The organism is Gracilibacillus alcaliphilus, assembly GCF_016909015.1.
GTDB lineage: Bacteria > Bacillota > Bacilli > Bacillales > Amphibacillaceae > Gracilibacillus > Gracilibacillus alcaliphilus.
The window spans coordinates 1-26,760 of sequence record NZ_JAFBFA010000044.1; the positions used below are offsets into that span (position 1 = coordinate 1).

Here is a 26,760-nt window from a genome sequence, read left to right on the forward strand (position 1 = left end):
AGAAATTAAACAGCCTGGCACCGTTGGAATATCGGTACCAGACTGTTGCATAGATTTTTGTTTTTTCACTGTCTACTTGACAGGGTGCAGTTCACATGCCTCGTATCTCTCTTTTGTCTTACACCATCACTTTACACATATCATTAGTCAAGGCAACTGGATCTTCAATTGGCAGGCCTTCGATCAGTAAAGCTTGGTTGTAAAGAATATTGGTATATAGTTTAACTTTTTCCTTATCGGATTCATGGGCATGAACTAGGGCATTAAAAATATCATGTTTGTTATTAATTTCTAATACTTTCGTTGCTTCGATATTTTGGTTATCAGGCATTTGTCTTAATACTTTCTCCATCTCAATCGAAACTTCTCCTTCTGCCGATAAACAAACAGGGTGTGATTTCAGGCGAGTAGATAAACGTACATCCTTCACTTTATCCCCTAGGATTTCTTTCATTTCTGTCAGCAAATCTTTATGTTCTTCTTTTTGCTTTTCTGCCTCTTGTTTGGTTTCTTCATCTTCCAAATCAAGATCTCCGCTAGAGACGTTTTTAAAGTCTTTGTCATCGTAGTTTATCAACATACGAATAGCGAATTCATCCACTTCATCAGTGAAATAAAGGATTTCGTACCCTTTATCTTTTACTAATTCGGTTTGTGGTAATTTTTCAATCCGCTCATGGGATTCTCCAGTTGCATAATAAATATGTTCCTGCTCTTCCGGCATCCGTTCCACATATTCTTTTAAGGAAACGAGTTTATTCTCACTGGAAGAGTGGAATAACAGTAAATCCTTTAAGCTGTCTTTGTTAGCACCAAAATCGGCATAGACACCATATTTAATCTGGCGGCCAAAAGTCTTGTAGAACGTTTCGTATTTCTCGCGGTCATTTTTAAGCATGCTTTGTAAGTGATTCTTGATCTTCTTCTCGATATTTTTGGCAATCAGTTTAACTTGGCGGTCCTGCTGCAAGATTTCACGTGAGATATTTAATGACAGATCCTCAGAATCAACAATACCGCGGATAAAGCTAAAGTGATCTGGTAATAGATCAGCACATTTATCCATAATTAAGACACCATTTGAATAGAGTTCTAAGCCTTTTTCAAAGTCTTGTGAATAGTAATTAAATGGCAGTTGTTCTGGAATATAAAGAATCGATTGAAAACGTACCATTCCATCGACGCTAATATGCAAGTGGCTTAATGGCTTGTCAAAACCAAAGCGTTTTTCTTGATAGAAACCTTCATAATCTTCATCATTCAATTCTTGCTTATTCTTGCGCCAAATCGGCACCATACTGTTAATCGTTTTTTCCTCTGTTACTTCTACCATTTCTTCTTCGTTATCCTCTTGTGGATGTTTTTCAGTAAGGTCCATTTTGATTGGATAACGGATAAAGTCAGAATATTTCTTGATTAAGTTTTGCAGCTGATAATCATCAAGGAACTCATCATAATTTTCTTCATCGGCATTTTCTTTGAGCTGGATAACGATTTCGGTTCCTACCTCTGGCTTATCATAAGACTCGATGGTATATCCTTCTACACCGTCAGATTCCCATTTAAAGCCTTCATCACTATATAAGGAACGAGTATAGACAGTTACTTTATCAGCAACCATAAAAGAAGAGTAGAAACCTACACCAAATTGGCCGATAATTTCTTGTCCATCTTGCATATCTATTTCTTTTTTGAATGCTAGGGAACCACTTTTGGCAATCACACCAAGGTTGTCCTCTAGTTCTTCTTTAGTCATCCCGATCCCAGTATCTTGGATAGTTAAGGTACGGGCTTCCTTATTGGGCACAATCTTAATAAAATAATCTTCTTGATTGAAGGATATATTTTCATCAGTTAATGCCTTATAGTAGATTTTATCAATGGCATCACTCGCATTAGAAATCAGTTCACGTAAGAAGATTTCTTTTTGTGAGTAAATCGAGTGTACCATCATTTCAAGTAATCGTTTCGATTCGGCTTGAAATTGCTTCTTTTCCATGTAGTATTCCTCCCTAATATCTGTCTATTATGTATTTTAGCACTCTTTAGTAATGAGTGCTAACACTTTACATAATTATCATAAAAAAATCTTTCTGTCAAGCATCATCAGGGGTTTTCAAAGATGATTTTTTAAGATAAAAAATGATATAATAAGGGGAAGTTGGCGCTATTTTTTATTTTAGAAGTGTATTAGAGGAAGGAAAAGGGAACATAACTACATAAAGCGAAACTTATCAGGTGCTGCTCGGAAGCTTACGAGCAGTAGATACCATGATAAAATAAAGGAAAAGTGGGGGAAGTATGATGACACAGTTAAAAGAAACAACGAGTTATTTACAAAGTAAGGTAAAAGCAAAGCCGAAGATTGGTTTAATCTTAGGTTCTGGCTTAGGTATGCTTGCAGATGAAATCGAAACAGCTGATAAAATCAAGTATGAAGAAATCCCTGGTTTTCCAATCTCTACGGTGGAAGGTCATGCCGGACAGTTGGTAATCGGTCAATTATGCGGCGTAGAGGTAATTGCTATGCAGGGGCGCTTTCATTATTATGAAGGATATGGGTTAGGTGCTGTCACTTTTCCAGTACGGGTAATGAAAGAGTTGGGAGTGGATACACTAATTGTAACTAATGCAGCCGGAGGAGTGAATCAATCACTCAATCCGGGCGATCTTATGTTAATTACAGATCATATCAATAATACTGGTTTGAATCCATTGATCGGTGAAAATGTAGTTGAACACGGCGTTCGTTTTCCAGATATGTCAACTGCTTATGACCGTACTTTACAGGAGATTGCCAAACAGACGGCTGAGAAATTAGCCATTTCGTTAAAACAAGGGGTATATGTGTGGAATACAGGGCCTAGCTATGAAACGCCGGCAGAGATTCGGATGTTAGACAAGCTCGGTGGTGATGCTGTTGGTATGTCTACGGTTCCAGAAGTAACGGTAGCACGTCATGCTGGTATCCGTTGTTTGGGCATATCCTGTATTTCAAATATGGCAGCAGGCATCTTGAATCAGCCGCTTACTCATGATGAAGTAATCGAGACAACAGAAAAAGTGCGGGAGTCCTTTCTGCAATTTATCAAACAGCTTGTTCAAAATATTGATTAAGGGAGGAAGTTATGATGAAGAACAAATTAATAACGGAAGCGAAGCTGGCAAGAGAAAAGGCTTATGTCCCTTATTCCAAGTTCCAAGTTGGGGCGGCCTTACTTGATACAGAAGGTAATATTTTTCATGGCTGTAATATTGAAAATGCTGCTTATTCGATGTGTAATTGCGGTGAGCGAACGGCCTTGTTCCATGCCTATGCTAATGGCAGCAGGAGTTTTTCAATGATGGCAGTTGTGGCCGATACTGATCGACCGGTGTCGCCTTGCGGGGCTTGCCGTCAAGTGATGGCTGAGTTATGTGAAGCAGATATGCCTGTGATCTTGACGAATCTACATGGAGATGTGTTAGAAACAACAGTAGGGGCCTTGTTACCAGGAGCCTTTATTTCTGATGATTTGTCGAATGCCAAATGATTAAAGGAGTAGATGAAAGATGACGATAGCAAATAAAATTGATCACACCTTATTAAAGCCAGACGCCAGCAAACAACAAATCGAAACCTTATGCAGCGAAGCAAAAGAGAATGGCTTTTTCTCTGTATGTGTGAATCCAACTTGGGTCGAAACGGCCGCAAGCTTATTAAAAGGGTCTGATGTAGCGGTATGTACAGTTATTGGTTTTCCATTAGGAGCAACACCACCTGCTGTAAAGGCATTTGAAGCCAAGTATTCTGTGGAAAAAGGTGCCACAGAAGTAGATATGGTCCTTAATATCGGGGCTTTAAAAGATGGCAATCATGATTTGGTTCAGCAAGATATGGAGGCGGTGGTTCAGGCGGCCGCAGGGAAGGCCTTGGTGAAGGTGATTATTGAAACTTGTCTGTTAACTGATCAAGAGAAGGTTGAGGCTTGTACATTAGCCGTTGCGGCAGGTGCCGACTATGTCAAAACCTCCACAGGATTTTCGACAGGGGGAGCCACAGCTGCAGATATCCGCTTAATGCGCAAAACAGTAGGATCTGAACTAGGTGTGAAGGCCTCAGGAGGCATTCGCGACCTAGAAACTGCTGAAGCAATGATACAGGCTGGGGCTAGTCGAATCGGCGCCAGTGCAAGTGTTGCCATTGTAAATGATGAAATAGGTAACAGCGATTATTAATACAACAGGAATACAGCCAGCTGTATTCCTGTTGTGTTATTCATCATTTAAAATAGATGTAATATCATGATCATCTAGATAATCTTCATAGACCTTATGATCCTCATTTACACCGATATATTTCCCATCAAGATCGGCTAATAAGAAGCCTTCTAATTCTTCTACGCTGCCGATTTGATCCTGGGCATGGTAATATAGATCAGCATGGTCGGAATCAGTGTTGTAAAAATCGGAAGGACCGTCTGAGGAACCATATTGTTCAACCTGCTGCCAGCTGTCCTCTCGATCAAACATGATATGACCATCATATTTTACTCGTTCTTCATCAATGCTGGCATGCAATATACCTTCCTCAGCAGGACGGGATTCTGTCAGCTGGTTGCTGGCATGTAACACACAGCGTGTGGTAGTTGGTATTGCCTTCATACGTTCAGCAGGAATTTCCTGATGACAGACTTCACATATGCCATATATGTTATTGTCGATTGCCTCTAGCGCATGATCGATTTCTGCCAATGCCTTTTCGGCATGTCCATGAAGAGCTATATCCTTTTCACGTTCAAATAGTTCAGAACCAGTATCTCCTGGATGATTGTCATAATTGGATAATTCAGAAACACCGGCTTTATTATTTGATTGTTCCGAATTCAGCATATTTTGCAGCTGCTGTTTTATTTCTTGTCTCTGAATGAGTAATTCACTTTTACATTGTTGTAATACCTTGGGATGCAGCAATTCTTATACCTCCTTTTCCTTGTTAGTATGACCGGAAAATGTAGATCCCAGTAAAGAGGATTTTGGAAAAAGAAGCGAATAAAAGCAGAAGGGGAGGAGAGGATATATAGTATAGCTGATTGTATTAAAAAAGCCGGCTTCCTTGAATAAAGGAAGTCAGCTTAAAGAGGTTGTTCAAAAAGTCTTACTAAGCACGTGCTTTTTCAAATTCAGCTATTTGGTCTGCATAATTTAACGTAACAGAAATATCGTCCCAGCCATTTAATAACATTTCACGTTTATATGCATCTAGATCAAAAGAAGCTTCAAAGCCCTGATTATCATAGACCTTTTTCTCTTCTAAATCGACAGTAAGATAATATTTGTCTGCCTCGGCATTTTTGATCAATGTTTGCACTTCAGCTTCGGTTAGTTTTACCGGAAGTATACCATTTTTCGTACAGTTGTTGTAGAAAATATCGGCATAACTTGGTGCAATAATCACACGGAAACCATAATCTTGTAAGGCCCATGGCGCATGCTCTCGTGAGGATCCGCAACCGAAATTTTCACCAGCTACTAAAATAGTAGTATCCTCATATTTTGGCTGGTTAAGTGAAAAATCTTCACGCAACTCACCTTTGGAATCAAAGCGCCAGTTATAAAATACAAATTGTCCGAAGCCTTGACGCGAAATACGTTTTAAAAACTGTTTAGGAATTATCTGGTCTGTATCAACATTTGCTCTATTTAAAGGGTAAACTAGCCCTTCATGTTTACGAATTGGTTCCATCTTTCATTTCCCCCTCTGAATTAGCTTGATGTCACTGCACCAAATTGACGTACATCTGTAAAGTGCCCTTTAATAGCAGCAGCGGCAGCCATTTCCGGACTGACTAAGTGTGTACGTGCTCCAGTACCTTGACGCCCTTCAAAGTTACGGTTAGAAGTAGAGGCACAACGTTCTCCCTCAGGTACTATGTCATCATTCATAGCAAGGCACATACTGCATCCGGCGTCACGCCATTCAAAACCAGCCTCTTTAAAAATCACATCTATACCTAATTCTTCGGCTTGTGTTTTCACACTGTGTGAGCCAGGTACAACGATCGCACGGACATTAGGATGAACCTTATGGCCTTTCACAATTTCAGAAGCTAATTTTAAATCTGCCAAACGAGAGTTGGTACAGGAACCGATAAAGACATGTTCGATCGGTACAGAAGTAATGGCTTCACCGCCTTGTAATCCCATATACTCAAGAGCACGTTTAATTTCTTCCTGATCATTTTCATTCGCAGCATCTTCTGGTACAGGCACATTCGCACTAACCGGGATACACATACCAGGGTTTGTTCCCCAAGTTACTTGCGGTTCGATTTCTTCGGCATCGATTTCTACTTGCTCATCGTAGACAGCACCTTCATCAGTTGCTAGTGATTTCCATTCCTCTGCTAATTGATCGAATGCTTCACCATCTGGCACATGGCGTTTACCACGCAAGAATTCTATTGTTGTATCATCCGGGCTGATTAATCCTGCACGTGCACCAGCCTCTATTGACATGTTGCAAACTGTCATTCGGCCTTCCATCGTTAAATCACGAATAGCTTCACCTGTATATTCAATCACATAACCAGTACCGAACTTGACGCCAAACTTGCCAATAATGGCTAAGATCAAGTCTTTGGCTGTTACACCAGTACCTAATTTGCCGTTTACTTTTACATTCAATGTTTTTGGTTTTTGCTGCCAGATTGTTTGTGTAGCTAGTACATGTTCCACTTCACTGGTACCAATACCGAATGCTAAGGCGCCGAATGCCCCGTGTGTAGAAGTGTGACTGTCGCCGCAAACGATGGTTTTGCCAGGCTGAGTTAAGCCTAATTCTGGGCCGATAACATGAACAATACCTTGATCTGGATGATGGATATCGGCTAAAGGAACGCCAAACTCTTCACAATTCTTTTTTAATGTTTCCATTTGTGTTTTTGATACTTCATCTTTAATAACATTTCGGTGGATCGTTGGTACATTATGATCCATAGTCGCAAAAGTTAGATCTGGCCGGCGTACTGTTCGCTTATTCATTCGTAATCCTTCAAACGCTTGCGGAGATGTTACTTCATGAACTAAATGTAAATCGATATATAATAAATCCGGTTTCTCCGCTTCTTCATGGACGATATGCTTCTCCCAAATCTTTTCGATGATTGTCTTTGGTGTTCTCATCTTTTTCACTCCTTACTTCGTTTAGTAGGTAGAAAAAATATCGGCGTAAACACTATTCAAGAATAGACTGCGCCGATGCTTCTACCTAAGATATTTGTACTAGAGGTTGTTCAAAAAGTTCAATAAAAATGATACAGCGAATTTCTGCGTTGGCACTTGAGGAGCTTCTACTAATCTCACCCACATCGTGTGGGTAACGCAGAAGTCAACACTTCCTGTGCAAGTACGTATTAAAGGCATATGCTCCGTTACTTAAACCGGCGTCGCCTTATGTGCTAGTATCGGTGTTGCAACACGATGTTGCGAACTTAACCAATGATGGTCCTTTTTAACGAACTTTTTGAACACGCACTACTATGCCTGAATAGCATCTACAATAAGTTGTGTCATTTCTTCTGTACCTACCAATTTTCCATTGTCATTTTTCAGATCAGCGGTATGGTAATCCTTGTTTAGTACAGTTTCGACAGCTTCTTCAATTGCTTGCGCCTCTGCATCCATTCCGAAAGAGTAGCGCAGCATCATGGCAGCCGAAAGAATCATAGCAATTGGGTTAGCAATTCCCTGACCAGCAATATCTGGTGCAGAACCGTGTGCTGGTTCATACAAACCAACGCCATCTTCTGCTAAGCTGGCAGAAGGGAGCATCCCAAGCGATCCGGTTAGTACGGAAGCTTCATCACTAAGAATATCACCAAACATGTTCTCTGTTACAATAACATCAAAATCAGTTGGATTGGTAATAAGTTTCATAGCAGCTGCATCCACTAATACGTGATTTACGGTCACATCCGGATATTCTGACTTTTTCTCTTCTACAATTTCTCTCCATAGTTTACTAGATTCTAACACATTTGCCTTATCAACAGAAGTTAAATGCTTGCGGCGAAGCTGTGCGCTTTGAAAAGCTTTATCGACGATCCGCTCAATTTCTGCTCTTGTATAAGTTAAGGAATCAATGACTGCATTCCCATTATCACGACGCTCACTTGGTTCCCCGAAATATAGTCCGCCTGTTAATTCACGAACAATTAACAGATCACTGCCGGCTATAATAAATTCTTTTAGTGGTGAAGCATGTAATAACTTGGCAAAACCTTTGACTGGACGTAAGTTGGCATAAAGATCTAAAGCCTTTCTTATGCCTAACAGTCCGCGCTCAGGGCGTAAGTCAGAAGGGTTATTATCCCATTTTGGTCCTCCAACCGCTCCCAATAGGACAGCATCGGCTTCTTTACAAGCCGTTACCGTTTCTTCAGGTAGGGGAGTACCATGTTTATCGATAGCAATTCCTCCAATGTCATAGGAAGAAAAGTTAAATGCGTGATTATATTTATTACCAATTGCTTCGAGGATATCTTTGGCAGCGCGGATCACTTCTGCACCGATGCCATCTCCCGGAAGTAATACAATGTGTTTACTCAATGGTTTAACCTCCTGCACAATGGACTTAGTTCATCATCATAGGCACAGCATTCATGCACCTCACCGTAGTGAGGGGAGCGAATGCTGGCACTTGTATATCACTTACTTTACTTTCATTCGATAAATAGAACGATTGACACCATTTATATAGGCTTGCACGGCAGCTTCAAGCACGTCTTGTGCGGAACCGCGGCCGCTTACCGTGTCTCCGTCTACTGTTAAGCTGACATGCACCTCTGCCAGTGCATCACGCCCTTGACCAATAGAATTAAGCTGAAAATCAGTTAAGTGCGTTTCTTCGATAAAAATTTGATCTAACGTATTATATAAGGCCTCAACACTTCCAGCACCATCAGCTGTTTTCTGTACTGTTTCACCGATTGGAGTGAGAAGAGTGATGGTAGCTGTTGGCTGTTCATTAGAATTGTAGTGGACAACAAACTTTTCCAATTGATAACGTCTCACATTCGAAGTATCTGTTTGAATATCTGTTAGAATAGCAAAAATATCATCGTCCGTTACTTCTTTTTTATGATCTGTTAATTCTTTAAATGCTTTGAATGCTTCTTGCACTTTATCTTCTGATAATTCATAACCAAGCTGCTTGATTTTGTCAACAAAAGCGTGGCGTCCAGAGTGTTTACCCAATACAAGATTATTGGAATGTACCCCGACTAATTCTGGTGTGATGATTTCATAAGTCTCGGCATGTTTCAGCACACCGTCTTGATGGATACCAGATTCATGTGCAAAAGCATTACGACCTACTACAGCCTTGTTGCCTGGCACACTCATACCGGTAAATTTACTGACCAGATCACTAGTACGTTTAATTTCATTTAGGACGATATTGGTTTTGTAAGGGTAATAGTCATTACGGATTTGCAGCGCGACTGCGAATTCTTCAAGAGAGGCATTGCCCGCACGTTCACCAATACCATTAATTGCACCTTCAACTTGTGTAGCACCATTCTCAATTGCTGCAAAGGAGTTAGCCAGTGCCATCCCCAAATCATTGTGGCAATGACAAGATAAATCGACTCTATCGATATTGGGTACATGTTCTTTCATGTATTTAAACATGGCTCCATATTCGCGAGGCATAGTATAGCCAACGGTGTCAGGAAGGTTGATAACGGTAGCACCAGCGTCAATGACCTTTTCAATAATTTCTGCTAAGAAATTCAAATCACTGCGTGAAGCATCTTCTGCTGACCATTCGACATGATCAAAGAATTGTTTGCCGTATTTCACCATCTCTACAGCTGTCTCAATCACTTCTTCAGGTGTTTTCTTTAGTTTATATTTCATATGGATGGGGGAGGTAGCAATAAAAATATGCACCCTGGGATCGGCTGCGTCTTTTAATGCGTCCCGACAAGCATCGATGTCTGATTTAACAGCACGTGCGAGACCAGTGACTGAAACATTTCTAACTGTTTCAGCAATCTTTTTTACTGCTTCAAAATCACCCTTGGAGGAAGCAGGGAACCCTGCTTCCAATATATCTACTCCAAGGCGTTCTAATTGCTTAGCAAGCTCTAATTTTTCTAATTGATTTAAGTTAACACCTGGTGATTGTTCACCATCTCGAAGTGTTGTATCAAAAATCTTAATTTGCGTCATTAGAGACCACTTCCTTCTTATTAATGGCCCTTTGCTTAACAAATGGCATTAATTCACGAAGCTCTCTACCTACCTTTTCGATTTGGTGTTCGCTTTCTGCTTTCTTAATAGCAGTGTAACGTGGACGGTTTGCTTGGTTTTCTAGTACCCAGCCTTGTGCAAATTTACCCGTTTGGATGTCAGTAAGTACTTCTTTCATGCGTGCTTTCGTGCTGTCATCAATAACACGCGGACCTGACATGAAGTCGCCCCATTCTGCAGTGTCAGAGATAGAGTGGCGCATGTTTTCAAGACCACCTTCATATAGTAAGTCAACGATTAGTTTTAATTCGTGCAGACATTCGAAATAAGCCACTTCTGGTTGATATCCTGCTTCGACAAGTGTTTCAAATCCAGCTTTAACAAGGGCAGTAGCACCACCACAAAGTACAGCTTGCTCACCGAATAAGTCTGTTTCTGTTTCTTCTTGGAAGGAAGTTTCTAGGATCCCAGCACGGCCGGCACCGATTCCTTTTGCATAAGCAAGTGCAACATCTTTCGCATTTCCAGTAGCATCTTGGAAGATACCATAAAGTGCAGGTACACCAGCACCTTCTTCATAAGTTCTGCGTACTAAATGACCAGGGCCTTTAGGTGCTACTAAGAACACATCTACATCACTTGGAGGAACGATTTGATTAAAGTGAATGTTGAAACCATGAGCAAATACTAAGGCATTGCCTGCTTCAAGGTTTGGTTCAATCGCTTCTTTGTAGATAGCTGGCTGATTTTCGTCTGGTAGAAGGATCATGATAACATCTGCTTCTTTCGCAGCTTCTGCAACAGTTTTTACTTCTACACCATCTTCTTCAGCCTTATCCCATGAGCGGCCTTTACGAAGGCCAACTACTACATCAAAACCACTTTCTTTAAGGTTAAGGGCATGTGCATGACCTTGGGAACCATATCCGATGATGGCAATTTTCTTGGATTGTAATACCTCTTCGTTGATATTGTTGTTGTAAAGTACCTTTGTCATAAAAAAATACATCCTCTCAAAAAATTTTGATTTTATATAATAAATTTAATTATTATTATCCTAATAAGGAAGAGAAACTTCCATCAACCGTATTTGGCTGTTGTCCTCGAACAAAAGCAGTGATGCCAGTTCGAGCAATTTCTTTAATACCGTATGGTCTGAGTAGCTCGATAAGGGCTTCTACTTTATCTGGTTTACCCGTTACTTGAATAGAAAGACTATCTTTACTTACATCGATAATTGAAGCACGGAACGGCTCAATAATCCCTTGGATTTCGGCGCGTAATTGGCTGTTGCTGACAATCTTAATCAGCACCAGCTCGCGAGCAACAATTGCCTTATCGGTAATATCAGAAACCTTGATTACATCAATTTGTTTGTTTAATTGTTTGGTCACTTGTTCGAGCTTCTGGAAATCTTCTACTTCTACCACAAACGTCATTTTACTCATACCTTCTGTTTCGGTTCTCCCGACAGAGATACTTTCAATATTGAACTGACGCCGCTGTAATAGTCCTGTTACACGGTTTAGTACTCCGCTTCGGTTTCTAACAGTTGCTGTTATGATTCGTTTCATGGTTTCACCCCAATCATTTCATTCAATCCTTTACCAGGAGCAATCATTGGGAATACATTTTCTTGACGTAATACTCGTGCATCCACCAGAACAGGTCCTTCATAATCAAAAATCTCTGGTAAAGCCTTGGTAAACTCTTCTTGTGTGGTTGCTTTTATACCTTTAATATCATATGCTTCAGCTAATTTGACGAAGTCAGGCTGAATATTAAAGATCGATTGTGAATAGCGCTCAGAATAGAAGCTTTCCTGCCATTGGCGTACCATTCCCAATGCTTGGTTATTTACGATAATAATTTTTACAGGTAATCCTTTTTCCTGTAAGATCGATAGTTCTTGCAGTGTCATTTGGAAACCACCGTCTCCAACAATAGCAACAACTGTTTCTTCCGGTTTAGCTAGTTGTGCTCCAATCGCAGCCGGGAAGCCAAACCCCATGGTTCCCAATCCTCCAGATGATACCCATTTATCAGGTTCTGTGAATGTATAGAACTGGGCTGCCCACATTTGATGCTGTCCAACGTCAGTGGTTACGATCGCATTACCTTTGGTTGCTTCATATACTTGTTTAATCACCCATTGACCAATCATATCTTCCTGCGGTTTATTAAACCATAATGGATAATTCTCTTTGTTTTCATGGATGCGTACAAGCCATTTATCATGTTCTGGTTGTTGGATATCATGTGACAATAAACGAATAAGTGCTTGTTTGGCATCACTAACGATTGGAATATCGGTAGGGACATTCTTGCCGATCTCCGCTGGATCAATATCAACGTGTGCTACTGTTGCATTTGGTGCAAAGGAAGCTAAATTACCAGTTAAACGGTCATCGAATCTTGCCCCAATATTTATCAATAGGTCGCATTCATACATCGCTGTGTTAGAGGCGTATGTCCCATGCATACCAGCCATTCCCATAAATAAAGGATGGTCCCCAGGGAAAGCACCTAAGCCCAATAAAGTAGAAGCAACAGGTAAAGAGTATTTCTCAGCAAATTCCTGTACTTCTTTGGAGGCCTTGGCAAACAGGATACCTGCGCCGGTCAATAAAACTGGCTTTCGAGCCTTGCTAATTGCTTCAGCCAATTTCTTCGTTTGAAGCGGGTTAGGCTTAAAAGTTGGCTGATAGCCTGGCAAGTCAAGTTCTACATTGTTTGGCAGGTCGATATCAATAATTTCTCCTGAAATATCTCTTGGTATATCAATCAAAACAGGACCAGGACGACCGGTTGTGGCAATATGGAATGCCTCTTTGACAATACGCGGGATATCCTGCACGTCACGTACTTGATAGTTATGTTTGGTAATTGGAGTAGTTACGCCCATCACATCTACTTCTTGGAAGCCATCACTTCCGATTAAACTTTGTGCTACCTGTCCAGTAATAACAATTAAAGGAAGAGAATCAATCATTGCATCGGCAATACCGGTTACTAAGTTAGTAGCACCAGGGCCAGATGTGGCAACGACTATACCTGGCTTACCTGAGACCCTCGCATAACCTTCGGCGGCATGGATGGATCCTTGTTCATGGCGAGCTAAAATTTGATCAAATTCATCTTGTGCTTTATATAACGCGTCAAAGATAGGCAAGGCGGCTCCGCCTGGATAGCCGAATAAAGTATCTACACCTTCATTAATCAAGGCTTCGACAAGCAAATCCGCACCGATCTTTGGTTCGTTAGTTTCTGCAGCTTCTTTTGCTTGCTTTTGTGTTCTTTCCACGTTAATCCCTCCTATGAAAAATAATAATAGCCGTTAAAATTGTTCATTATCATTATAATATAATATAGAAAAAAGGCCATCTCACCCTTGGATTCTGCCATGTACATAGCAAAACACAAGGGTGAAAAGGCCTTTCTTTTCACGGTACCACCCTGATTTTACAATATTTTCGCAAATATTGCCTCTCAAAGCTACTTTATCTAAGTAAAGTTAGCTTCTTTTTGATAACAGGTATATAAATAATACCTGACTATACCTACTTAGCAAACTGTTCAGCATAGCACTCAGGGATGAGTAGTTGGATAAGGTGTATGGCCAAGTTCCCACCATTCTTGACTCTCTTCAAACATACAGAATCCTAATCCTTTGTTCCCGTCGACGTTTTAATTATATAGTTATATTACTTCTTACTGTTTATAATATACAAAATCCCTTAATCTGTCTAGATAAAAGTTTAAAGTTGTGAAATTTTCTGAAAAATCTGATTGACGACAATAATACAACTAAAATTCATTTTGGTCAACCGTTTTTTCACAAATTCCTACAAAAATATTGCAAAAGTCTATACCATATCAGTTTAATATAGATAATGATGAGAGGATTCATTTACAGTTGATTCCCCACTTTAGTATAATGGGAGGTGATCTCAGAAAGGTCGTGATGAAATGAAATCTTTATGTATCCTTCCTTGTGGCCGGAAGAAAATTTGGGATAAACAACCTGAACAAGGAGCAGTAGATGCTGCCGACGCCTATATCGGCGTGCTTCATCGATTGTGTCGGCAATATGCTGATCTATATGTCAAAGAATGGGTGATTATCTCTGGTAAACATGGGCTGTTACAGCCTAATGATACGGTACCCGGCAATTATGATCTGACCTTTCAACCGAATCATCCAGAAGTAATTACAGTAGAACAGCTTAGGGAACAGGTAAAAGCAAAGCAATTAGACCAATTTGAACGGATTATTGCATTAACTGGCAAGAAATATCAACCAGTAATCAACCGTGTTTTTTCAGAAGCGCAGGATATTCAGTACCCACTATTAGGAACTAGAGGGATTGGCGAAATCCAGCATTTGTTAAAAGAAAGTATAATCAGTGGGAAACCACTCCATCATTTATAATAGAGAGGAGAAAGCAAATGAAAGCATATACTATCCAACATGGCAAACAGCAGCTAACCGGTATAAAAGTCGCAGAACCTCAAGCTAATGAAATCGTGATCTCACTAAAGGCTGCTGGTTTGAACCATCGTGATCTGATGATGAAAGGGCGAATCGGCAACCAGCCAAATGTATACACATTAGGTTCAGACGGGGCTGGTATAGTGGAAAAGGTCGGTGCCAATGTATCCAGATTTCAAGCAGGGGATGAGGTAATCATTAACCCTAGTTTGAATTGGTATCATAATACAGCCGCTCCGCCAAGTGATTTTGCTATTTTTGACGGAAGTTTTGCTGAGAAAGCAGTTGTTTCAGAAGAATTTTTGGAAAGAAAGCCTAGCCATCTAAGCTGGGAAGAAGCAGGTGTCTTTGCGTTATCAGGGCTTACCGGCTATCGTGCTTTAATCACTTTAGGGCAAATCAAGGCGGGAGAAACCTTGTTTGTCCCTGGTGTAGGCGGAGGAGTAGTAAGTTATATTATTCAGATGGCTAAGGCGGTTGGTGCGCGTGTTATCACTGCTTCAAGAGATCAGAAAAAACTGGAACAAGCAGAGCAGCTTGGATTTGACCGGGCTGTATTAACCGATGATAACTGGGAAGAGTTGTTGGCAGATGAAACGATCGACTTAGTGATTGAGACCATTGGAGGCGCTACCTTTAATCGATCCTTATCTGTATTAAAAAAGGGAGGCAGAATCGTTATTTTTGGTTCCTCTACTCATGATGAAATCAGCTTTAATTTGCGGGATTTCTTTTATGGGCACTATCAATTGTTTGGTTCCACCATGGGAAGCAGGGAGGAATTAAGGGAACTAATGGCATTTAGTGAGAAATACAATATCAAGCCATTAATAGATAAGACTTATTCGTTGACAGACATCGAGCAAGCCTTTGATTATTTGTCATCACAAGCACAATTAGGAAAAGTAGCTATCACGATCTAAATTAATAGAGCAGACAGGTATCCTGTCTGCTCTTATATTAGCCTTTAGGCTTAAAAAGGATAGCGCCGATCATTCCGAAAATAATTGCAGCTGAGATACCAGAACTGGTTACTTCAAACATACCAGTAACCACTCCAATCAATCCATGTTTTTCCGCTTCTGCCATTGCTCCGTGTACAAGTGAATTACCGAAGCTTGTAATTGGTACGGTTGCACCGGCCCCAGCAAAATCAATTAAAGGCTCATATAAACCAAACCCGTCTAACACCGCTCCAGCCACTACCAAAATACTTAAGGTGTGTCCGGGGGTCAATTTACCGATATCTAATAATAACTGACCAATGACACAAATAAGGCCACCGACAAGGAATGCCCATAGAAATACCATATTAATCCCTCCAATCTATTTATTTATCCTATATACTAAGTTAGATTCTCAATGGATACGGCATGTGCTATACAGGGGATGGTTTGTTTCTGTTGAACAGTTAGTGGCGATAGCAATGCACCTGTCGCAACAACTAATATCCGTTGACATACCCCTTGATTTAGTTGTTGGATAAAGTGGCCATATGTAACTATGGCAGAACATGCCGCCCCGCTTCCTCCTGCAAAAACAGGCTGATCTGGTTTGTAAATAGTTAAGCCGCAATCAATAAACTTGTTTTCATCTATCTCTACTTGATTGACATTAAATAAATCTAAGCAACGTTCCCTGCCAATTTTTGCGAGGTCGCCAGTAATAATATAATCATAATAATCAGCAGACAGCTGCCGATCCTGTAAATGTTGATTAATCGTATCAAAGGCAGCTGGAGCCATAGCCCCTCCCATGTTAAAAGGATCCTTTAAACCGGGATCAATGACTTTCCCAATCGTGGCCGATGTTATTTTTGGACCTGTTCCTTGTTTAGCAACGATAGCTGTTCCTGCACCAGTTACGGTCCATTGTGCCGTATCCGGTTTTTGGCTGCCGTATTCGGTCGGATAACGGAATTGTTTTTCTGCGGCTGAATTATGGCTTGCTGCCCCAGTAATAACATAATTAACATCCATGTTATGAACAATAAGTGCGGCAAGTGCCAATCCCTCCATTGAGGTAGCGCATGCACTAAAAAGCCCCAAATATGGAATAGCCAAGTTGCTCGCAGCAAAATTGGAAGGAGTAATTTGATTAATTAGATCTCCATGCAGTAAATACTCGATATCGGTCGTTTTCAGGTTAGCTTTCTGTATCGCATATTGACAAGCGTCCTCAATCATATGTTGATGAGCTATTTCAAATGACTTTTCATTAATCCATTGATCACTATAAAAATGATCAAAATCTTCACTAATATTACCTTGTTTCTCAAAGGGACCGCCGACAACACCAGTAGCAAGAATAGTGGGGGGATTGTCAAAGACCCATGTCTGTTTACCCTTCATTATGCGCCACTCCAATATGATATAATCGTTTTAATTAATGCAATAATAAACGCTGAAAAGACTCCAAATAGAATAACCGATCCAGCAAGTTTAAACATATTGCCGCCAACCCCCTGGACAAACCCCTCTGTCCGATGCTCAATAGCAGCAGATATAACGGCATTACCAAAACCGGTAACCGGAACGGCCGTACCAGCCCCGGCAAATTGAGCCATTTTATCATAAACACCAAATCCAGTTAGCAGCATTGTGATAAATATCAAGGTGGCTATGGTTGGGTTTCCTACTGTCTGTTCTGTGAAATCAAAGAAATACATGTAAAACATAGAAATAACTTGTCCGATAACACAAATTAGTCCACCGACGAGAAAGGCTCGAATACAATTTTTTACAACTGGGCGTTTGGGTTCTTTTTTCTGTTCATAGTTTTTATAATTTCCTTGTGGTTCTTTCATATGCTACCCTCCATTAGGCTTGTTCCTTAGAGAGCTTTCTTAATTTATCTAATTCCTTTTTCAGCTCTTGTTTGGATAAGTCCTGTTGCTCTAACTTGGATAATTCAATCATAAATTTTTGGTCTGAAGTGACAACTATTTCAGACAATTGGGTAATTTCCTGGAGCTTTTTCTCTATTTTTTTTTCTAGTTTTTGTTCTACGGCCTGTTTCATTGCCGAAGCTTCGATGGCTATGAATAGCTGATCATCTACTTGAACGGCCTTATAGTCTGTGATGTCCTCTTCATTGTCTAAATATGCCTGTACGGAGCCAGCCTGCTTATCTGGATTTGACTCTGAATGCAGCATTGTCACACCGTCTATTTTGGCTGGATCAGCAGAAGGTGTATCTTTTTCTTGACAGCCAATGAGTATCAATATTGTTGCGATTGCTAACATGGAAATCAGCTTCATACATTTCTTCCTTTCCTCATGAAATAATTAGCAGATCGATTTCATGAAATAATCTTCTCCACTATATTTTGTAAAGTTATTGCAAGAATATTCATTTTTTTATAAAACTCTATCGGAGTGAGTCCTTATCGTGACTAATTGCCTAAGAAGGTTTGCTGGATTTAACTAAATTCTTATTTTGTTTATAGCGGTGTCTCTGTCAGCACATTATGAATACGGCCTAATAATGTAACGAATTTTTTAACAAAGTTTTCAATATTTCCATTGAAAAAATGAAACAAAATGTTGTTTTGATTCGTATATATAGGTAAGAATGACAGAAAAATCAGGTGATTTGTAACAATATACATAAAAATATAGAGGAGGAATGGAAAGTTGAAACGAAAATATTTGCTGATAGCTATTTCATTAGTTATAATTGTCGCGGTTGGCTTCTTTGCTTTCCAGAAATTCCAAAGTGCTTCCTTAGCAGAAACGGTGATATTAGAAGGGCAGCATGAGGATTTTGTTGTTCATATACAAATAGAACCGGATCAAGATGGGGTGAGGGTGCTGCGGTCATTACAATATATTGGCGATGAGGATATTACAATAGAACATCGCTCACCATTGACACAGATAACGATCAATACAGATAATGCCGTATTTACTGGAAGTACAATTAAGAAACACTTGCAACAAGGTTCACAATATTATACACAGGAGCCATTAAGGATTCCCGCTTTAAACAAGGGAACACATGTCATCTATGTACATACTCAATTTAAAAAAGATGGAGAACAAATCGATATTAAATCAAAAGGAGAAGTGAGGTTTGAGTAAGAAAAAGCCCTGTCATAGCGATAGCACCCTTTAGATGTTAGCGTAGATTCTAAATGTGGAGGGTGGTTACGAGGTGACAGAGGCTTTTTAAAAAGCAGTTTTTACCATATCAGCCTAAAGGTTCAAGCCAGGAAGAATAAAGAGCAGAAAGGCAAGTGAGAAGAGTCTGCTTAACTTTCGAGATCAAATAAAGATTCTGTGTTTTCTATTAAATGCCCTTCATAGATCGTTGAATCTGCTTCTAGTTGATATTCGATATGCACGGTTGTATCATCTATCCAATTCCCTGATATAATATGTAAGTCCTCTGCTTCTTTCTCTGGTAAAGGCTCTTCTAATACAAATTGGGTATTTCCCCATTGATCTAACTGTAGAATTTTCCATGTGTTTTTGTGATCATTCTCAAATAAAAATAGCAATTTGGTTTTTTCTGTGGAAGGCAGGACCTCTTTCACTGTGACCATGTCATCCAGCAACAGGGAGCGGTTGGGTTCATTTCTATCTAAAAGGAGATAGGAACATGTTTCATTCTTACAATTGAAAGCTAATAAATATAGTTTTTCCAGTGTTAATTTCTCTAATTTCATACTATCAATGGCCTGTTCGCGATTTGTTGCTGTCTCTAAGAATGATTTTAGAATGGTAATATTATCTGGATTTAACATAATAGTTTCATCATCTAAAACAAATTCAATTTCTCGACTTTCTACTGGACTTTCTCTTTCCGGTTTTTCCTCGTTCTCTGTAGTTTGCTGAGGAAGCGTTGATTCCGGTTCTTTGGTAATCATCCATTCATTAGAGTTATTGCTGCAAGCTGCTAACAGAAATAACAGTATAACCATCATTCTTTTCAAGTTTTCACCCGCTTTTCGATTGTTTATTTTTGATATCTTAATTTCTCAACTTTCGCACATATAAATAGACACGTGCACCTTGTGATCATTGCCTAAATGCCTTGTCTTGCTAAGCAGTTAATCGAAGTAACGACAACTACTTGTGTCTATGAACAGTATGCCGTTTTTAGAACTGTGAAAGTTGAGTTAACTTAGTAAATTTGCAAAACCTCACTTTCTTAACTGTTTCTTTAATGATGACATTATACCATGAAAAAGGTAACTTTACGCAGTCAATTGCCAAGATGCCATAGTGTAACTGGTTGTAAGCCAAAAATAAGAGAACAAGTCATTTCTAAATGGGAGATCCGACAGCCAGTAAAGGCTTGATTGGTTCAACTAATGTTTAGTGGGGAAGAGGAAACTGACTAAGTTCGCGACGTCGTGTCGCAGTCTGGACTAGCACATCCTATGCGTCGAAACCTCACGGAACGAAGTTTCACTTTATTAATCATAAAAAAATGGTATAATAAGAACAGAACATTGGAGAAAATGGGGTGTAGGCAGTGAGCGTAATATTTGGTATTTTATGCTTTGTGTTGGTTATTGGAACAATGGCTTATAGTATATTTGATCGTGTAAAATAAGCAGAATACAAACAATGAGTGAGGCTTTTACAGCTTCACTCATTTTTTTTGGTAAAATGAACTAAATTAGGAGAGTGGGTTTCATCGGTAGCGTTGCCTATCAGGACATGTTTTCACACACGTATGGCTATAGAAAATAGCTGGCCTTTCACAGTATAAATTTGATTTAAAAAAAGGCCGACTGTTCTGTTGAATTCAAACCAGCATATTTTTGAATAGTATTTATAATGATAACTGCGAAGCTTTACGTTGATTTCTACTAATTATGTTACATAAATAATAGGAAAAGTAGTGTTTAATTAGCAGCAATGTGCGTAAAGTGAAATAAAATAGGGAATTTTGTCTATTTTCGAGGAAAAAAATTGCGCCAATAAAACAGAATTTGATATATTTTTTTCCATATAATTAACAGTTTGCGTATTTTGTGAGTTATGGAATGATATAATATACCTAAATAAAGTATCTATTTAACCATTAAAGGAATTATTTTCTTGTTTTAAAGTCAGAGTTAAGTGATGTCCTAGATGTGAAAAGAAGTTTTTTATGAATAAATTGTCTAATTTTGCGGTTTACTTTACATTCTTACAATTTTTTGGGATAATTGTAGGACATGAATATAGAACAACAATATCCAACAATAATTGGAGGATTAATGTTTATGACTGTGTATTTAAATAACTTAGTCAATGAAATTGAAAGGCTACGTAAGGAAATGTCGGAAGTCGCCCTCCAAAAAGGAATTACCAGCAAGGAATCGTTAGCTATAAGTCAAAAGCTCGATAAATTATTAAATGATTATGAATTAAATAAACAAAAGGAAAGTAAACATGTAGACTCATCTGAAGAAACTACTTAAGGCGCACAAACAATGACAGGTTTCACCATTTGTGTGCCTTTTTATGATGATAAAGTGTGAGAGTATTATTGGCGACAAGAAATGAAGTGTTCTATTCGATTAAGTCCCTCTTCTAATGTTGGCTGATCATAGGCATAAGATAGGCGCAAATAACCTTCTCCGTATTTTGAAAAGGCACTGCCCGGCACTAAAGCAACCCCAGCCTCTTCTACTAGCTGCAAAGCAATTGAAAAAGAATCCGCTAATAAATGACGAATGTCAATAAAAAAGTAAAACCCTCCATCTGGAAGATAACAAGAAATTCCCATGTGACTAAGACGATGATAAACATAGTTACGCCGATCTAAATAGGCTTTTTTCATTTCTTTTGGATCACTTTCTCCATTTTGCAGAGCCTCTAAAGCGGCATGTTGGCTAATAGATGAGGCACAAGATATATTATACTGATGAACCTTAAGGATATGCTGCATCAGCCATTGGGCACCAAGAATATAACCAATTCGGAAACCAGTCATAGAATGGGATTTAGAAACCCCATTGATAATGATGAGTTTATCACGTATTTCTTCGTATATGCCGATAGATATATGTGGTTGTTCGTAGGTAAGTTCACTATATATTTCGTCTGCGATAAAGAAGATGTTGTGTCTGGCCATAACGTCAGCTATTTCCTTCAATTCCTGTTTCGACAGTGAGACACCAGTAGGGTTAGATGGATAAGGCAAGATGACGGCCTTTGTCTTGGCCGTGATAGCAGCTTTCAACATGTTTGCCGACAACTTAAAGTTTGTTTCACGTGTGTCTACATATACTGGAACAGCCTTTGCCAGTTTAATCAGTGGTTCGTAGCCTGGATAGACTGGGCCTGGCAGAATGACTTCATCCCCTTCATTCAAAATGGTTCGAAGTGTGATATCAATTGCCTGAGAAGCACCAGCTGTTACAATGATTTCTTTCTCTGGGTCGTATTCCAGTTGATAATTTGAATGGACAAAATCAGCAATTGCTTGTCTTAATGACATGATACCAGCATTGGCGGTATAGCTTGTATAATTATGAGCAATTGCTTGTTTTGCTTTTTCCTTTACATGGTCAGGGGTGGGGAAATCCGGCTGGCCGATAGTGAGGGAAATAAGACCCTGTTTACCAGATACCATATTAAAAAACTGACGAATCCCAGAGATGTTAATGTCTTTTACTTGATGATTAATAAATTGTTCCATTCCATGCTGCCTCCTGTAATAAATTATCTGTCATGTTGTTAATGCATTACATTATAAAAACAATAGATTGCTGTTTGTCTGTATATACCTAATCTATCACCGTCTAATGCAGCGGATGATTGGCAATACTTAGATTATCATGGGTATGGGTATTAATCTAGTAGGTTGAACCACACCTATAAACATGATTTTATCATAAGGTAGGAAAGAGGTGTTACGAAATGACAGAGAGCTGGATGACTGAATTGACAAAGATGGCAGATTATCTCTTACTAACAAAACAAGAAGAACTGTTCTTGGTCATCTTTTTGTCGATAGGTTTAATTATTTGTTTCTTTGTCTTGCAACCAATTGTTTCCATATTAATCTCGATCGGATGGAAAACATTTTTAACATACAGTTTGGTAATTATGATTATGGTTCTGATTGTTACTTCTTTGTCAACAGAAGTAGAAGGCATTTACCTTATGCTGAGTCTCCTTATTTTTACAGCTGTAGTCTGTTTCAGCAAATTTGTAAAATAATAAGGCTGTAAGGGATACTATAGGAATAAAAACTCCAAGCTACCATTATCTATTTTCTCCTATAATAGAAAGACATCTTGTTAGGAGAAGGGGTTTTAGTTTTTTTATAAGTGTCCTTGCCTAAATATTGCTGTAAAATTCTCTTTGCTTGGTTAAGTGAAAGAGAAGGACGCTGATTACGATGGGATTCATCTAAGTGACCTAAATGCGGTAAGCTATGCATATCATTTTTATCCGGCGGTAAATGAAAATAGTAATCATCAATTTGTACAAGCAAGACAGAATGCTGCTGGCTGTTCTTGGGGTTGTTGGAAAAGTGCAGCCCTTTTTTAATGGCCTTTTGCTCTTTTAATAATTTGGCGATGGCCTCTTTTTTTAAACGATATAATTGAGAAGGGTCTGGTGCCGTTTTGGCATGTCGGTTCACAATAAACAAGGCATCTGCTATCTGTTTTATCGTTGGATATCCCATGAATACTCACCTTTTCTTATTTAGAGAATGTTCATAAAGTACAATAAAAATGACACGGTGAATTGCAGTGTTTCTTGCTTCTCCGTTCTTTTACCGAACTTATGGACCATACATTATTAGTTAAAAAAGTAGAAGTGTGAATCACTTCTACTTTTACTCTAATTCATTGATTGGATATCTTCAACTATTTGTTGCATTTCTTCTGCTGATTCGCCGTTATAACCATTAATTGCATTTCCGTCAGGAGAGACTAAATAGAAGGTTCGCGGGTGTATCACTTGATCTGTCTCTTCGGGATCGGGGTGTACGATTGGGACGTTGAAAGATTGAAGAGCAAATTCACTAATGTCGTCATTACTATAGCCAGTCAAGACGTGCCAGTTATCAAACGTACCGCCGCGCACTTCAATATATTCCTTCAAAATTTCTGGTGTATCATTGGTAGGATCGACTGAGAAGGAGACCAATTCTACATTATCTATACCTTCATCTTCCAGCATACTTTGAAGTCTTGCCATGTTGGAAGTCATTGGCGGACAAATAGTTTCACAATTGGTAAAGATAAAGTTAGCTACCCAAAACTTTCCATCTAGTTCTTCTTTATTATAGGCTTGGTTATCCTGGTCTATGTAGGAGAAATCCCCTACTTCAATTGAAAAATCACCTTCGTATTTTTCACCACATGCGATAAGAATCAAAGAAAGACCTAACAAAAAAATCATTTTTTTAAACATTTGTTCACCTCAATTTATGGTAGATTTTTTCAAGTGGTAGAGTGTAATCTCTGGTTTGCATAGAAATCGATAAGGTGCTCTTGTAGTGCCAATGCCGCGACTCACGAATAATTGCAAAGGTTTCTCTCCAACAGGGTAGTAGCCCTCCACATAGAATTCTGCCAAAGGCGGTGTATAGATATAGCCGATAAAAGGCAGTTGGACTTGACCGCCATGGCTGTGGCCAGACAACTGGACATCGACAGGATAGTTTTTGGCTACCTCGGCATAGTCAGGCTCATGTGCTAATAAAATGGTCAAGTTATCTTCATTTAATCCACTTAAGGCAGCAGTCAGGTCAGGTTGTCCTAATAAGGCATCATCAATGCCAGCCAAATTAATCATATCACCATTCTTCTCAATTTGTCTGTGTCCATTTTGTAACAGTTCAAAATCACTTTGATCAAAGATATCCTTCAATGTTTCGGTACCATAGCCACCATGGTCATGGTTGCCGTAAATCCAAAATTTTCCGTCTTTCGCTTGGATGTTTTTTAATGCATTCACCAGCCGATTATCTGCTTGATAGGTACGAGGATTATCAAGCAAGTCACCAGTGAATACAATGATGTCTGGTTCTAATTGATTTATTTTATTAACTAATTCTGTTAACTGTTCGACGGTATAGTGAAAGCCGATATGTGTATCAGAAAATTGCAAGATTGTATATCCTTCAAAAGAGGCAGGTATCTTGCTGGAAACAATGTCAAAGTGATGTTTATCTAATAAGGCCGGCTCAATTTCTCTGGCATAATAATAAGTTCCCCCGCCAAGGCCGAGTGCTGCTATGATACCTCCAAAAAATCGTTTCAAAAATGTTCTACGTTTCATATCATTCATATACCTTTCTATTTTAACGCTTCTGACAAATCACTTGTATAAACAGCTTCTTTATGCTCGATGGATGTGTCAGTTATTACGGTATGAGATTACATGCATGGTAAGTTGCAGGTAATGCGTACACAGGACGACATCTTACTTTGTGGTAAGAAGATCGTATTTCATTATAGCATGATGTACCGTTTTATGATATCAATGAGAATGGATTTCACAAGAATGTAACTTACTATTGGTTATGAGCGAGAAAGGACCCGCCTCTGGAGACGCGTCATGAATCGGCTTTCTCTCCGTTGGATATAGGGAAGTGGCGAGTAGTTTATAAAATATGGTACACTATGTAAGGTGATGACACCATCACTCTTCCAACAGCATATAAGGGAGTGTGGAATATGTCTAGTCTTTTAAATAATGAGCTAGCTGATCTAAGTGTTGAACAGCTAATGATTCCTGCCGAAAAGGTGGCACATGTCCAAGTTGGGAATCCGATTGAGCATGCGTTATTAGTGCTTATTGAATCAGGATACTCATCGGTTCCTGTGTTAGATTCAGAGTATCGTGTTCAAGGGATGATTGGTAAAACGGCTATTTTAAAAAGCGTAACGGGATTAGAACGGTTCGAAATGGAGAAGCTAGCAGATATTAAAGTGGAACAAGTGATGGAAACGGAGAAACCAAGATTGACTCGAGGAGATAATTTTCTGAAGGGACTGAAAGTTGTGATTAATCATGCATTTACTTGTATAGTGGATGAGCATGGTCAATTTCTTGGTATTCTGACGAGAAGAGCGATTCTAAAAGAAGTGAATAAGGTGATGTATGCAGCGCAATAATTCACTATTTTTTACGATCATCTCTCAGGCAAGTAAGAACATTAACATTAGATAAACTGGACTTATCGACTAGCCTTTATAGCAAAAGCCATCGTTCTTAAACGATGGCCCGTGAATTTATACTTTCAGTGCAAAAGGATAATATTAGATTTGCATTTGTATAATAATAATGGAATAATACATGATGTAATTCATGAAAAATGGAGGAAAGCAATATGAATCAAATGGATGCACACGAAATTATTTCTTTTATTTCCAATAGTAAGAAATCGACACCTGTAAAGGTATATGTAAAAGGAACTGCTTTGGATCAAATCGAAGCAGATGGAACGGTTCAAACTTTTTTAAATGAAACGACGGGGGTTATTTTTGGGGAGTGGGACGAGATTAAAGAACTTTTGCATAAATATAGTAATCAAATTACCGACTATGTGATTGAAAATGACCGTCGTAATTCTGCTATCCCCTTGTTGGATACTAAAGAGATTAATGCTCGAATTGAACCTGGCGCTATCATACGTGACCAAGTAACTATAGGAGATGGGGCTGTGGTTATGTTTGGAGCAATGATTAATATAGGTTCTGTTATTGGCGAAGGAACAATGATTGACATGAATGCTACACTGGGAGGTCGAGCTACGGTAGGGAAAAATTGTCATATAGGTGCAGGCGCTGTATTAGCTGGTGTGATTGAACCGCCTTCCGCACAACCAGTTATTGTCGAAGACGGTGTAGTTATTGGGGCAAATGCTGTTGTACTGGAAGGTGTACATGTAGGTGAAGGAGCCGTTGTTGCAGCTGGAGCTGTTGTGACCAAGGATGTACCTGCAAATACAGTGGTTGCAGGTACCCCAGCAAAAGTCATTAAAGAAATTGACGATCAAACTAAATCAAAGACTGAAATTATGGAAGCTTTGCGCAAATTAAATGATTAATAAACAAAGAAAATGAAG

Annotated in this window: 28 protein-coding genes; 10 read left to right on the forward strand and 18 right to left on the reverse strand. The window is 39.2% G+C overall.

Annotation, left to right across the window (positions count from 1 at the left end):
• Positions 1-118: 118 nt before the first annotated feature.
• Complete coding sequence (gene htpG / locus JOD18_RS21620) at positions 119-1,999, reverse strand: molecular chaperone HtpG (protein WP_204671296.1); 1,881 nt, start codon at positions 1,997-1,999, stop codon at positions 119-121.
• 305 nt (positions 2,000-2,304) lie between these two features.
• On the opposite strand from htpG, the gene JOD18_RS21625 reads away from it, so the two are divergent.
• From JOD18_RS21625 to deoC, 3 genes are read left to right on the forward strand one after another with little or no spacing between them, the layout of a single operon-like run.
• On the forward strand, positions 2,305-3,117 hold the full coding sequence (locus JOD18_RS21625) for a purine-nucleoside phosphorylase (protein ID WP_204671298.1): 813 nt from the start codon (positions 2,305-2,307) through the stop codon (positions 3,115-3,117).
• An 11-nt stretch (positions 3,118-3,128) separates the two neighbouring features.
• On the forward strand, positions 3,129-3,533 hold the full coding sequence (locus tag JOD18_RS21630) for a cytidine deaminase (RefSeq protein ID WP_204671300.1): 405 nt from the start codon (positions 3,129-3,131) through the stop codon (positions 3,531-3,533).
• Between the two features lie 19 nt (positions 3,534-3,552).
• Positions 3,553-4,218 carry a deoxyribose-phosphate aldolase gene (deoC, locus tag JOD18_RS21635; RefSeq protein ID WP_204671302.1) on the forward strand — a complete coding sequence of 222 codons (666 nt, stop codon included), beginning with the start codon at positions 3,553-3,555 and terminating at the stop codon, positions 4,216-4,218.
• A gap of 36 nt (positions 4,219-4,254) precedes the next feature.
• Here the strand turns inward: deoC and JOD18_RS21640 are convergent, their stop codons facing one another.
• The 8 genes from JOD18_RS21640 to ilvB all read right to left on the reverse strand — a co-directional run bounded on the left by JOD18_RS21640 (position 4,255) and on the right by ilvB (position 13,540).
• The gene (locus JOD18_RS21640) at positions 4,255-4,953 is read right to left on the reverse strand and encodes a TraR/DksA C4-type zinc finger protein (RefSeq protein ID WP_204671303.1); all 699 of its coding nucleotides are present in this window, start codon (positions 4,951-4,953) and stop codon (positions 4,255-4,257) included.
• A 187-nt stretch (positions 4,954-5,140) separates the two neighbouring features.
• Entirely contained in the window at positions 5,141-5,725 is a 585-nt protein-coding gene (gene leuD, locus JOD18_RS21645) for a 3-isopropylmalate dehydratase small subunit (protein WP_204671304.1), read from the reverse strand.
• Positions 5,726-5,745: 20 nt separating this feature from the next.
• Positions 5,746-7,164, reverse strand: coding sequence for a 3-isopropylmalate dehydratase large subunit (leuC, locus tag JOD18_RS21650; RefSeq protein WP_204671305.1), 1,419 nt, complete (start codon positions 7,162-7,164; stop codon positions 5,746-5,748).
• A 354-nt stretch (positions 7,165-7,518) separates the two neighbouring features.
• On the reverse strand, positions 7,519-8,589 hold the full coding sequence (leuB, locus tag JOD18_RS21655) for a 3-isopropylmalate dehydrogenase (protein ID WP_204671306.1): 1,071 nt from the start codon (positions 8,587-8,589) through the stop codon (positions 7,519-7,521).
• A 102-nt stretch (positions 8,590-8,691) separates the two neighbouring features.
• Positions 8,692-10,215 (reverse strand): 2-isopropylmalate synthase, encoded by a 1,524-nt coding sequence (locus JOD18_RS21660; protein ID WP_204671307.1) that lies wholly within the window; start codon positions 10,213-10,215, stop codon positions 8,692-8,694.
• The gene (ilvC, locus tag JOD18_RS21665; RefSeq protein WP_204671308.1) at positions 10,202-11,233 is read right to left on the reverse strand and encodes a ketol-acid reductoisomerase; all 1,032 of its coding nucleotides are present in this window, start codon (positions 11,231-11,233) and stop codon (positions 10,202-10,204) included. The genes JOD18_RS21660 and ilvC overlap by 14 nt, the downstream gene beginning before the upstream one ends.
• Positions 11,234-11,288: 55 nt before the next feature.
• A complete protein-coding gene (ilvN, locus tag JOD18_RS21670; RefSeq protein ID WP_204671310.1) occupies positions 11,289-11,810 on the reverse strand; it encodes an acetolactate synthase small subunit in 522 nt (173 codons plus the stop codon).
• Positions 11,807-13,540 carry a biosynthetic-type acetolactate synthase large subunit gene (gene ilvB / locus JOD18_RS21675; RefSeq protein WP_204671312.1) on the reverse strand — a complete coding sequence of 578 codons (1,734 nt, stop codon included), beginning with the start codon at positions 13,538-13,540 and terminating at the stop codon, positions 11,807-11,809. Before ilvB ends, ilvN begins: the two co-directional genes overlap by 4 nt.
• Before the next feature lie 665 nt (positions 13,541-14,205).
• Here ilvB and JOD18_RS21680 point away from each other — a divergent pair.
• Both JOD18_RS21680 and JOD18_RS21685 read left to right on the forward strand, forming a co-directional pair.
• Positions 14,206-14,667, forward strand: a complete 462-nt coding sequence (locus tag JOD18_RS21680) for a DUF6884 domain-containing protein (RefSeq protein ID WP_204671314.1) — start codon at positions 14,206-14,208, stop codon at positions 14,665-14,667.
• 17 nt (positions 14,668-14,684) lie between these two features.
• Positions 14,685-15,650, forward strand: a complete 966-nt coding sequence (locus JOD18_RS21685; RefSeq protein WP_204671316.1) for a zinc-binding dehydrogenase — start codon at positions 14,685-14,687, stop codon at positions 15,648-15,650.
• A gap of 37 nt (positions 15,651-15,687) precedes the next feature.
• Here the strand turns inward: JOD18_RS21685 and spoVAE are convergent, their stop codons facing one another.
• Genes spoVAE through JOD18_RS21705 form a run of 4 tightly spaced genes read right to left on the reverse strand, consistent with a single transcriptional unit; the run spans position 15,688 to position 17,987 of the window.
• Positions 15,688-16,038, reverse strand: coding sequence for a stage V sporulation protein AE (gene spoVAE / locus JOD18_RS21690; protein ID WP_204671318.1), 351 nt, complete (start codon positions 16,036-16,038; stop codon positions 15,688-15,690).
• Between the two features lie 35 nt (positions 16,039-16,073).
• Complete coding sequence (gene spoVAD, locus JOD18_RS21695) at positions 16,074-17,081, reverse strand: stage V sporulation protein AD (protein WP_204671345.1); 1,008 nt, start codon at positions 17,079-17,081, stop codon at positions 16,074-16,076.
• A complete protein-coding gene (spoVAC, locus tag JOD18_RS21700) occupies positions 17,078-17,533 on the reverse strand; it encodes a stage V sporulation protein AC (RefSeq protein WP_204671320.1) in 456 nt (151 codons plus the stop codon). The genes spoVAD and spoVAC overlap by 4 nt, the downstream gene beginning before the upstream one ends.
• Positions 17,534-17,546: 13 nt before the next feature.
• Entirely contained in the window at positions 17,547-17,987 is a 441-nt protein-coding gene (locus JOD18_RS21705) for a YhcN/YlaJ family sporulation lipoprotein (RefSeq protein WP_204671322.1), read from the reverse strand.
• Positions 17,988-18,362: 375 nt separating this feature from the next.
• Between JOD18_RS21705 and JOD18_RS21710 the strand changes: the two genes are divergently transcribed.
• Positions 18,363-18,809, forward strand: coding sequence for a hypothetical protein (locus tag JOD18_RS21710; RefSeq protein WP_204671324.1), 447 nt, complete (start codon positions 18,363-18,365; stop codon positions 18,807-18,809).
• Positions 18,810-18,979: 170 nt separating this feature from the next.
• Here JOD18_RS21710 and JOD18_RS21715 read toward each other — a convergent pair whose 3' ends face one another.
• A complete protein-coding gene (locus tag JOD18_RS21715) occupies positions 18,980-19,663 on the reverse strand; it encodes a hypothetical protein (RefSeq protein WP_204671326.1) in 684 nt (227 codons plus the stop codon).
• Between the two features lie 1,236 nt (positions 19,664-20,899).
• On the opposite strand from JOD18_RS21715, the gene JOD18_RS21720 reads away from it, so the two are divergent.
• Positions 20,900-21,145 carry a Spo0E family sporulation regulatory protein-aspartic acid phosphatase gene (locus JOD18_RS21720; RefSeq protein WP_338029597.1) on the forward strand — a complete coding sequence of 82 codons (246 nt, stop codon included), beginning with the start codon at positions 20,900-20,902 and terminating at the stop codon, positions 21,143-21,145.
• A 65-nt stretch (positions 21,146-21,210) separates the two neighbouring features.
• Here JOD18_RS21720 and JOD18_RS21725 read toward each other — a convergent pair whose 3' ends face one another.
• Complete coding sequence (locus tag JOD18_RS21725; protein WP_204671328.1) at positions 21,211-22,368, reverse strand: aminotransferase A; 1,158 nt, start codon at positions 22,366-22,368, stop codon at positions 21,211-21,213.
• 221 nt (positions 22,369-22,589) lie between these two features.
• On the opposite strand from JOD18_RS21725, the gene JOD18_RS21730 reads away from it, so the two are divergent.
• Positions 22,590-22,892 carry a hypothetical protein gene (locus tag JOD18_RS21730; protein WP_204671330.1) on the forward strand — a complete coding sequence of 101 codons (303 nt, stop codon included), beginning with the start codon at positions 22,590-22,592 and terminating at the stop codon, positions 22,890-22,892.
• A gap of 49 nt (positions 22,893-22,941) precedes the next feature.
• Here JOD18_RS21730 and JOD18_RS21735 read toward each other — a convergent pair whose 3' ends face one another.
• From JOD18_RS21735 to JOD18_RS21745, 3 genes are all read right to left on the reverse strand, one after another.
• Positions 22,942-23,364 carry a YkyB family protein gene (locus JOD18_RS21735; protein ID WP_204671332.1) on the reverse strand — a complete coding sequence of 141 codons (423 nt, stop codon included), beginning with the start codon at positions 23,362-23,364 and terminating at the stop codon, positions 22,942-22,944.
• Between the two features lie 158 nt (positions 23,365-23,522).
• Positions 23,523-24,098 (reverse strand): SCO family protein, encoded by a 576-nt coding sequence (locus tag JOD18_RS21740; protein ID WP_204671334.1) that lies wholly within the window; start codon positions 24,096-24,098, stop codon positions 23,523-23,525.
• Positions 24,099-24,107: 9 nt separating this feature from the next.
• Complete coding sequence (locus JOD18_RS21745; protein WP_204671335.1) at positions 24,108-24,968, reverse strand: metallophosphoesterase; 861 nt, start codon at positions 24,966-24,968, stop codon at positions 24,108-24,110.
• A gap of 398 nt (positions 24,969-25,366) precedes the next feature.
• Between JOD18_RS21745 and cbpB the strand changes: the two genes are divergently transcribed.
• Both cbpB and dapD read left to right on the forward strand, forming a co-directional pair.
• Positions 25,367-25,807 carry a cyclic-di-AMP-binding protein CbpB gene (gene cbpB / locus JOD18_RS21750; protein ID WP_204671336.1) on the forward strand — a complete coding sequence of 147 codons (441 nt, stop codon included), beginning with the start codon at positions 25,367-25,369 and terminating at the stop codon, positions 25,805-25,807.
• A gap of 215 nt (positions 25,808-26,022) precedes the next feature.
• Positions 26,023-26,742 carry a 2,3,4,5-tetrahydropyridine-2,6-dicarboxylate N-acetyltransferase gene (gene dapD / locus JOD18_RS21755; RefSeq protein ID WP_204671337.1) on the forward strand — a complete coding sequence of 240 codons (720 nt, stop codon included), beginning with the start codon at positions 26,023-26,025 and terminating at the stop codon, positions 26,740-26,742.
• Positions 26,743-26,760: the final 18 nt, after the last annotated feature.

Coding starts and splice junctions, on each gene's coding strand:
- JOD18_RS21630 (WP_204671300.1), top strand. CDS start 3,129: ATGATGAAGAACAAATTAATAACGGAAGCGAAGCTGGCAAGAGAAAAG.
- JOD18_RS21680 (WP_204671314.1), top strand. CDS start 14,206: ATGAAATCTTTATGTATCCTTCCTTGTGGCCGGAAGAAAATTTGGGAT.
- cbpB (WP_204671336.1), top strand. CDS start 25,367: ATGTCTAGTCTTTTAAATAATGAGCTAGCTGATCTAAGTGTTGAACAG.
- ilvN (WP_204671310.1), bottom strand. CDS start 11,810: ATGAAACGAATCATAACAGCAACTGTTAGAAACCGAAGCGGAGTACTA.
- JOD18_RS21740 (WP_204671334.1), bottom strand. CDS start 24,098: ATGTTTAAAAAAATGATTTTTTTGTTAGGTCTTTCTTTGATTCTTATC.
- spoVAC (WP_204671320.1), bottom strand. CDS start 17,533: ATGAAAGAACCACAAGGAAATTATAAAAACTATGAACAGAAAAAAGAA.
- spoVAE (WP_204671318.1), bottom strand. CDS start 16,038: ATGGTATTTCTATGGGCATTCCTTGTCGGTGGCCTTATTTGTGTCATT.
- JOD18_RS21730 (WP_204671330.1), top strand. CDS start 22,590: ATGACAGAGAGCTGGATGACTGAATTGACAAAGATGGCAGATTATCTC.
- leuD (WP_204671304.1), bottom strand. CDS start 5,725: ATGGAACCAATTCGTAAACATGAAGGGCTAGTTTACCCTTTAAATAGA.
- JOD18_RS21720 (WP_338029597.1), top strand. CDS start 20,900: ATGAATATAGAACAACAATATCCAACAATAATTGGAGGATTAATGTTT.
- JOD18_RS21735 (WP_204671332.1), bottom strand. CDS start 23,364: ATGGGATATCCAACGATAAAACAGATAGCAGATGCCTTGTTTATTGTG.
- ilvC (WP_204671308.1), bottom strand. CDS start 11,233: ATGACAAAGGTACTTTACAACAACAATATCAACGAAGAGGTATTACAA.
- dapD (WP_204671337.1), top strand. CDS start 26,023: ATGAATCAAATGGATGCACACGAAATTATTTCTTTTATTTCCAATAGT.
- JOD18_RS21745 (WP_204671335.1), bottom strand. CDS start 24,968: ATGAAACGTAGAACATTTTTGAAACGATTTTTTGGAGGTATCATAGCA.
- leuC (WP_204671305.1), bottom strand. CDS start 7,164: ATGAGAACACCAAAGACAATCATCGAAAAGATTTGGGAGAAGCATATC.
- JOD18_RS21725 (WP_204671328.1), bottom strand. CDS start 22,368: ATGGAACAATTTATTAATCATCAAGTAAAAGACATTAACATCTCTGGG.
- JOD18_RS21660 (WP_204671307.1), bottom strand. CDS start 10,215: ATGACGCAAATTAAGATTTTTGATACAACACTTCGAGATGGTGAACAA.
- htpG (WP_204671296.1), bottom strand. CDS start 1,999: ATGGAAAAGAAGCAATTTCAAGCCGAATCGAAACGATTACTTGAAATG.
- deoC (WP_204671302.1), top strand. CDS start 3,553: ATGACGATAGCAAATAAAATTGATCACACCTTATTAAAGCCAGACGCC.
- JOD18_RS21625 (WP_204671298.1), top strand. CDS start 2,305: ATGACACAGTTAAAAGAAACAACGAGTTATTTACAAAGTAAGGTAAAA.
- JOD18_RS21685 (WP_204671316.1), top strand. CDS start 14,685: ATGAAAGCATATACTATCCAACATGGCAAACAGCAGCTAACCGGTATA.
- JOD18_RS21705 (WP_204671322.1), bottom strand. CDS start 17,987: ATGAAGCTGATTTCCATGTTAGCAATCGCAACAATATTGATACTCATT.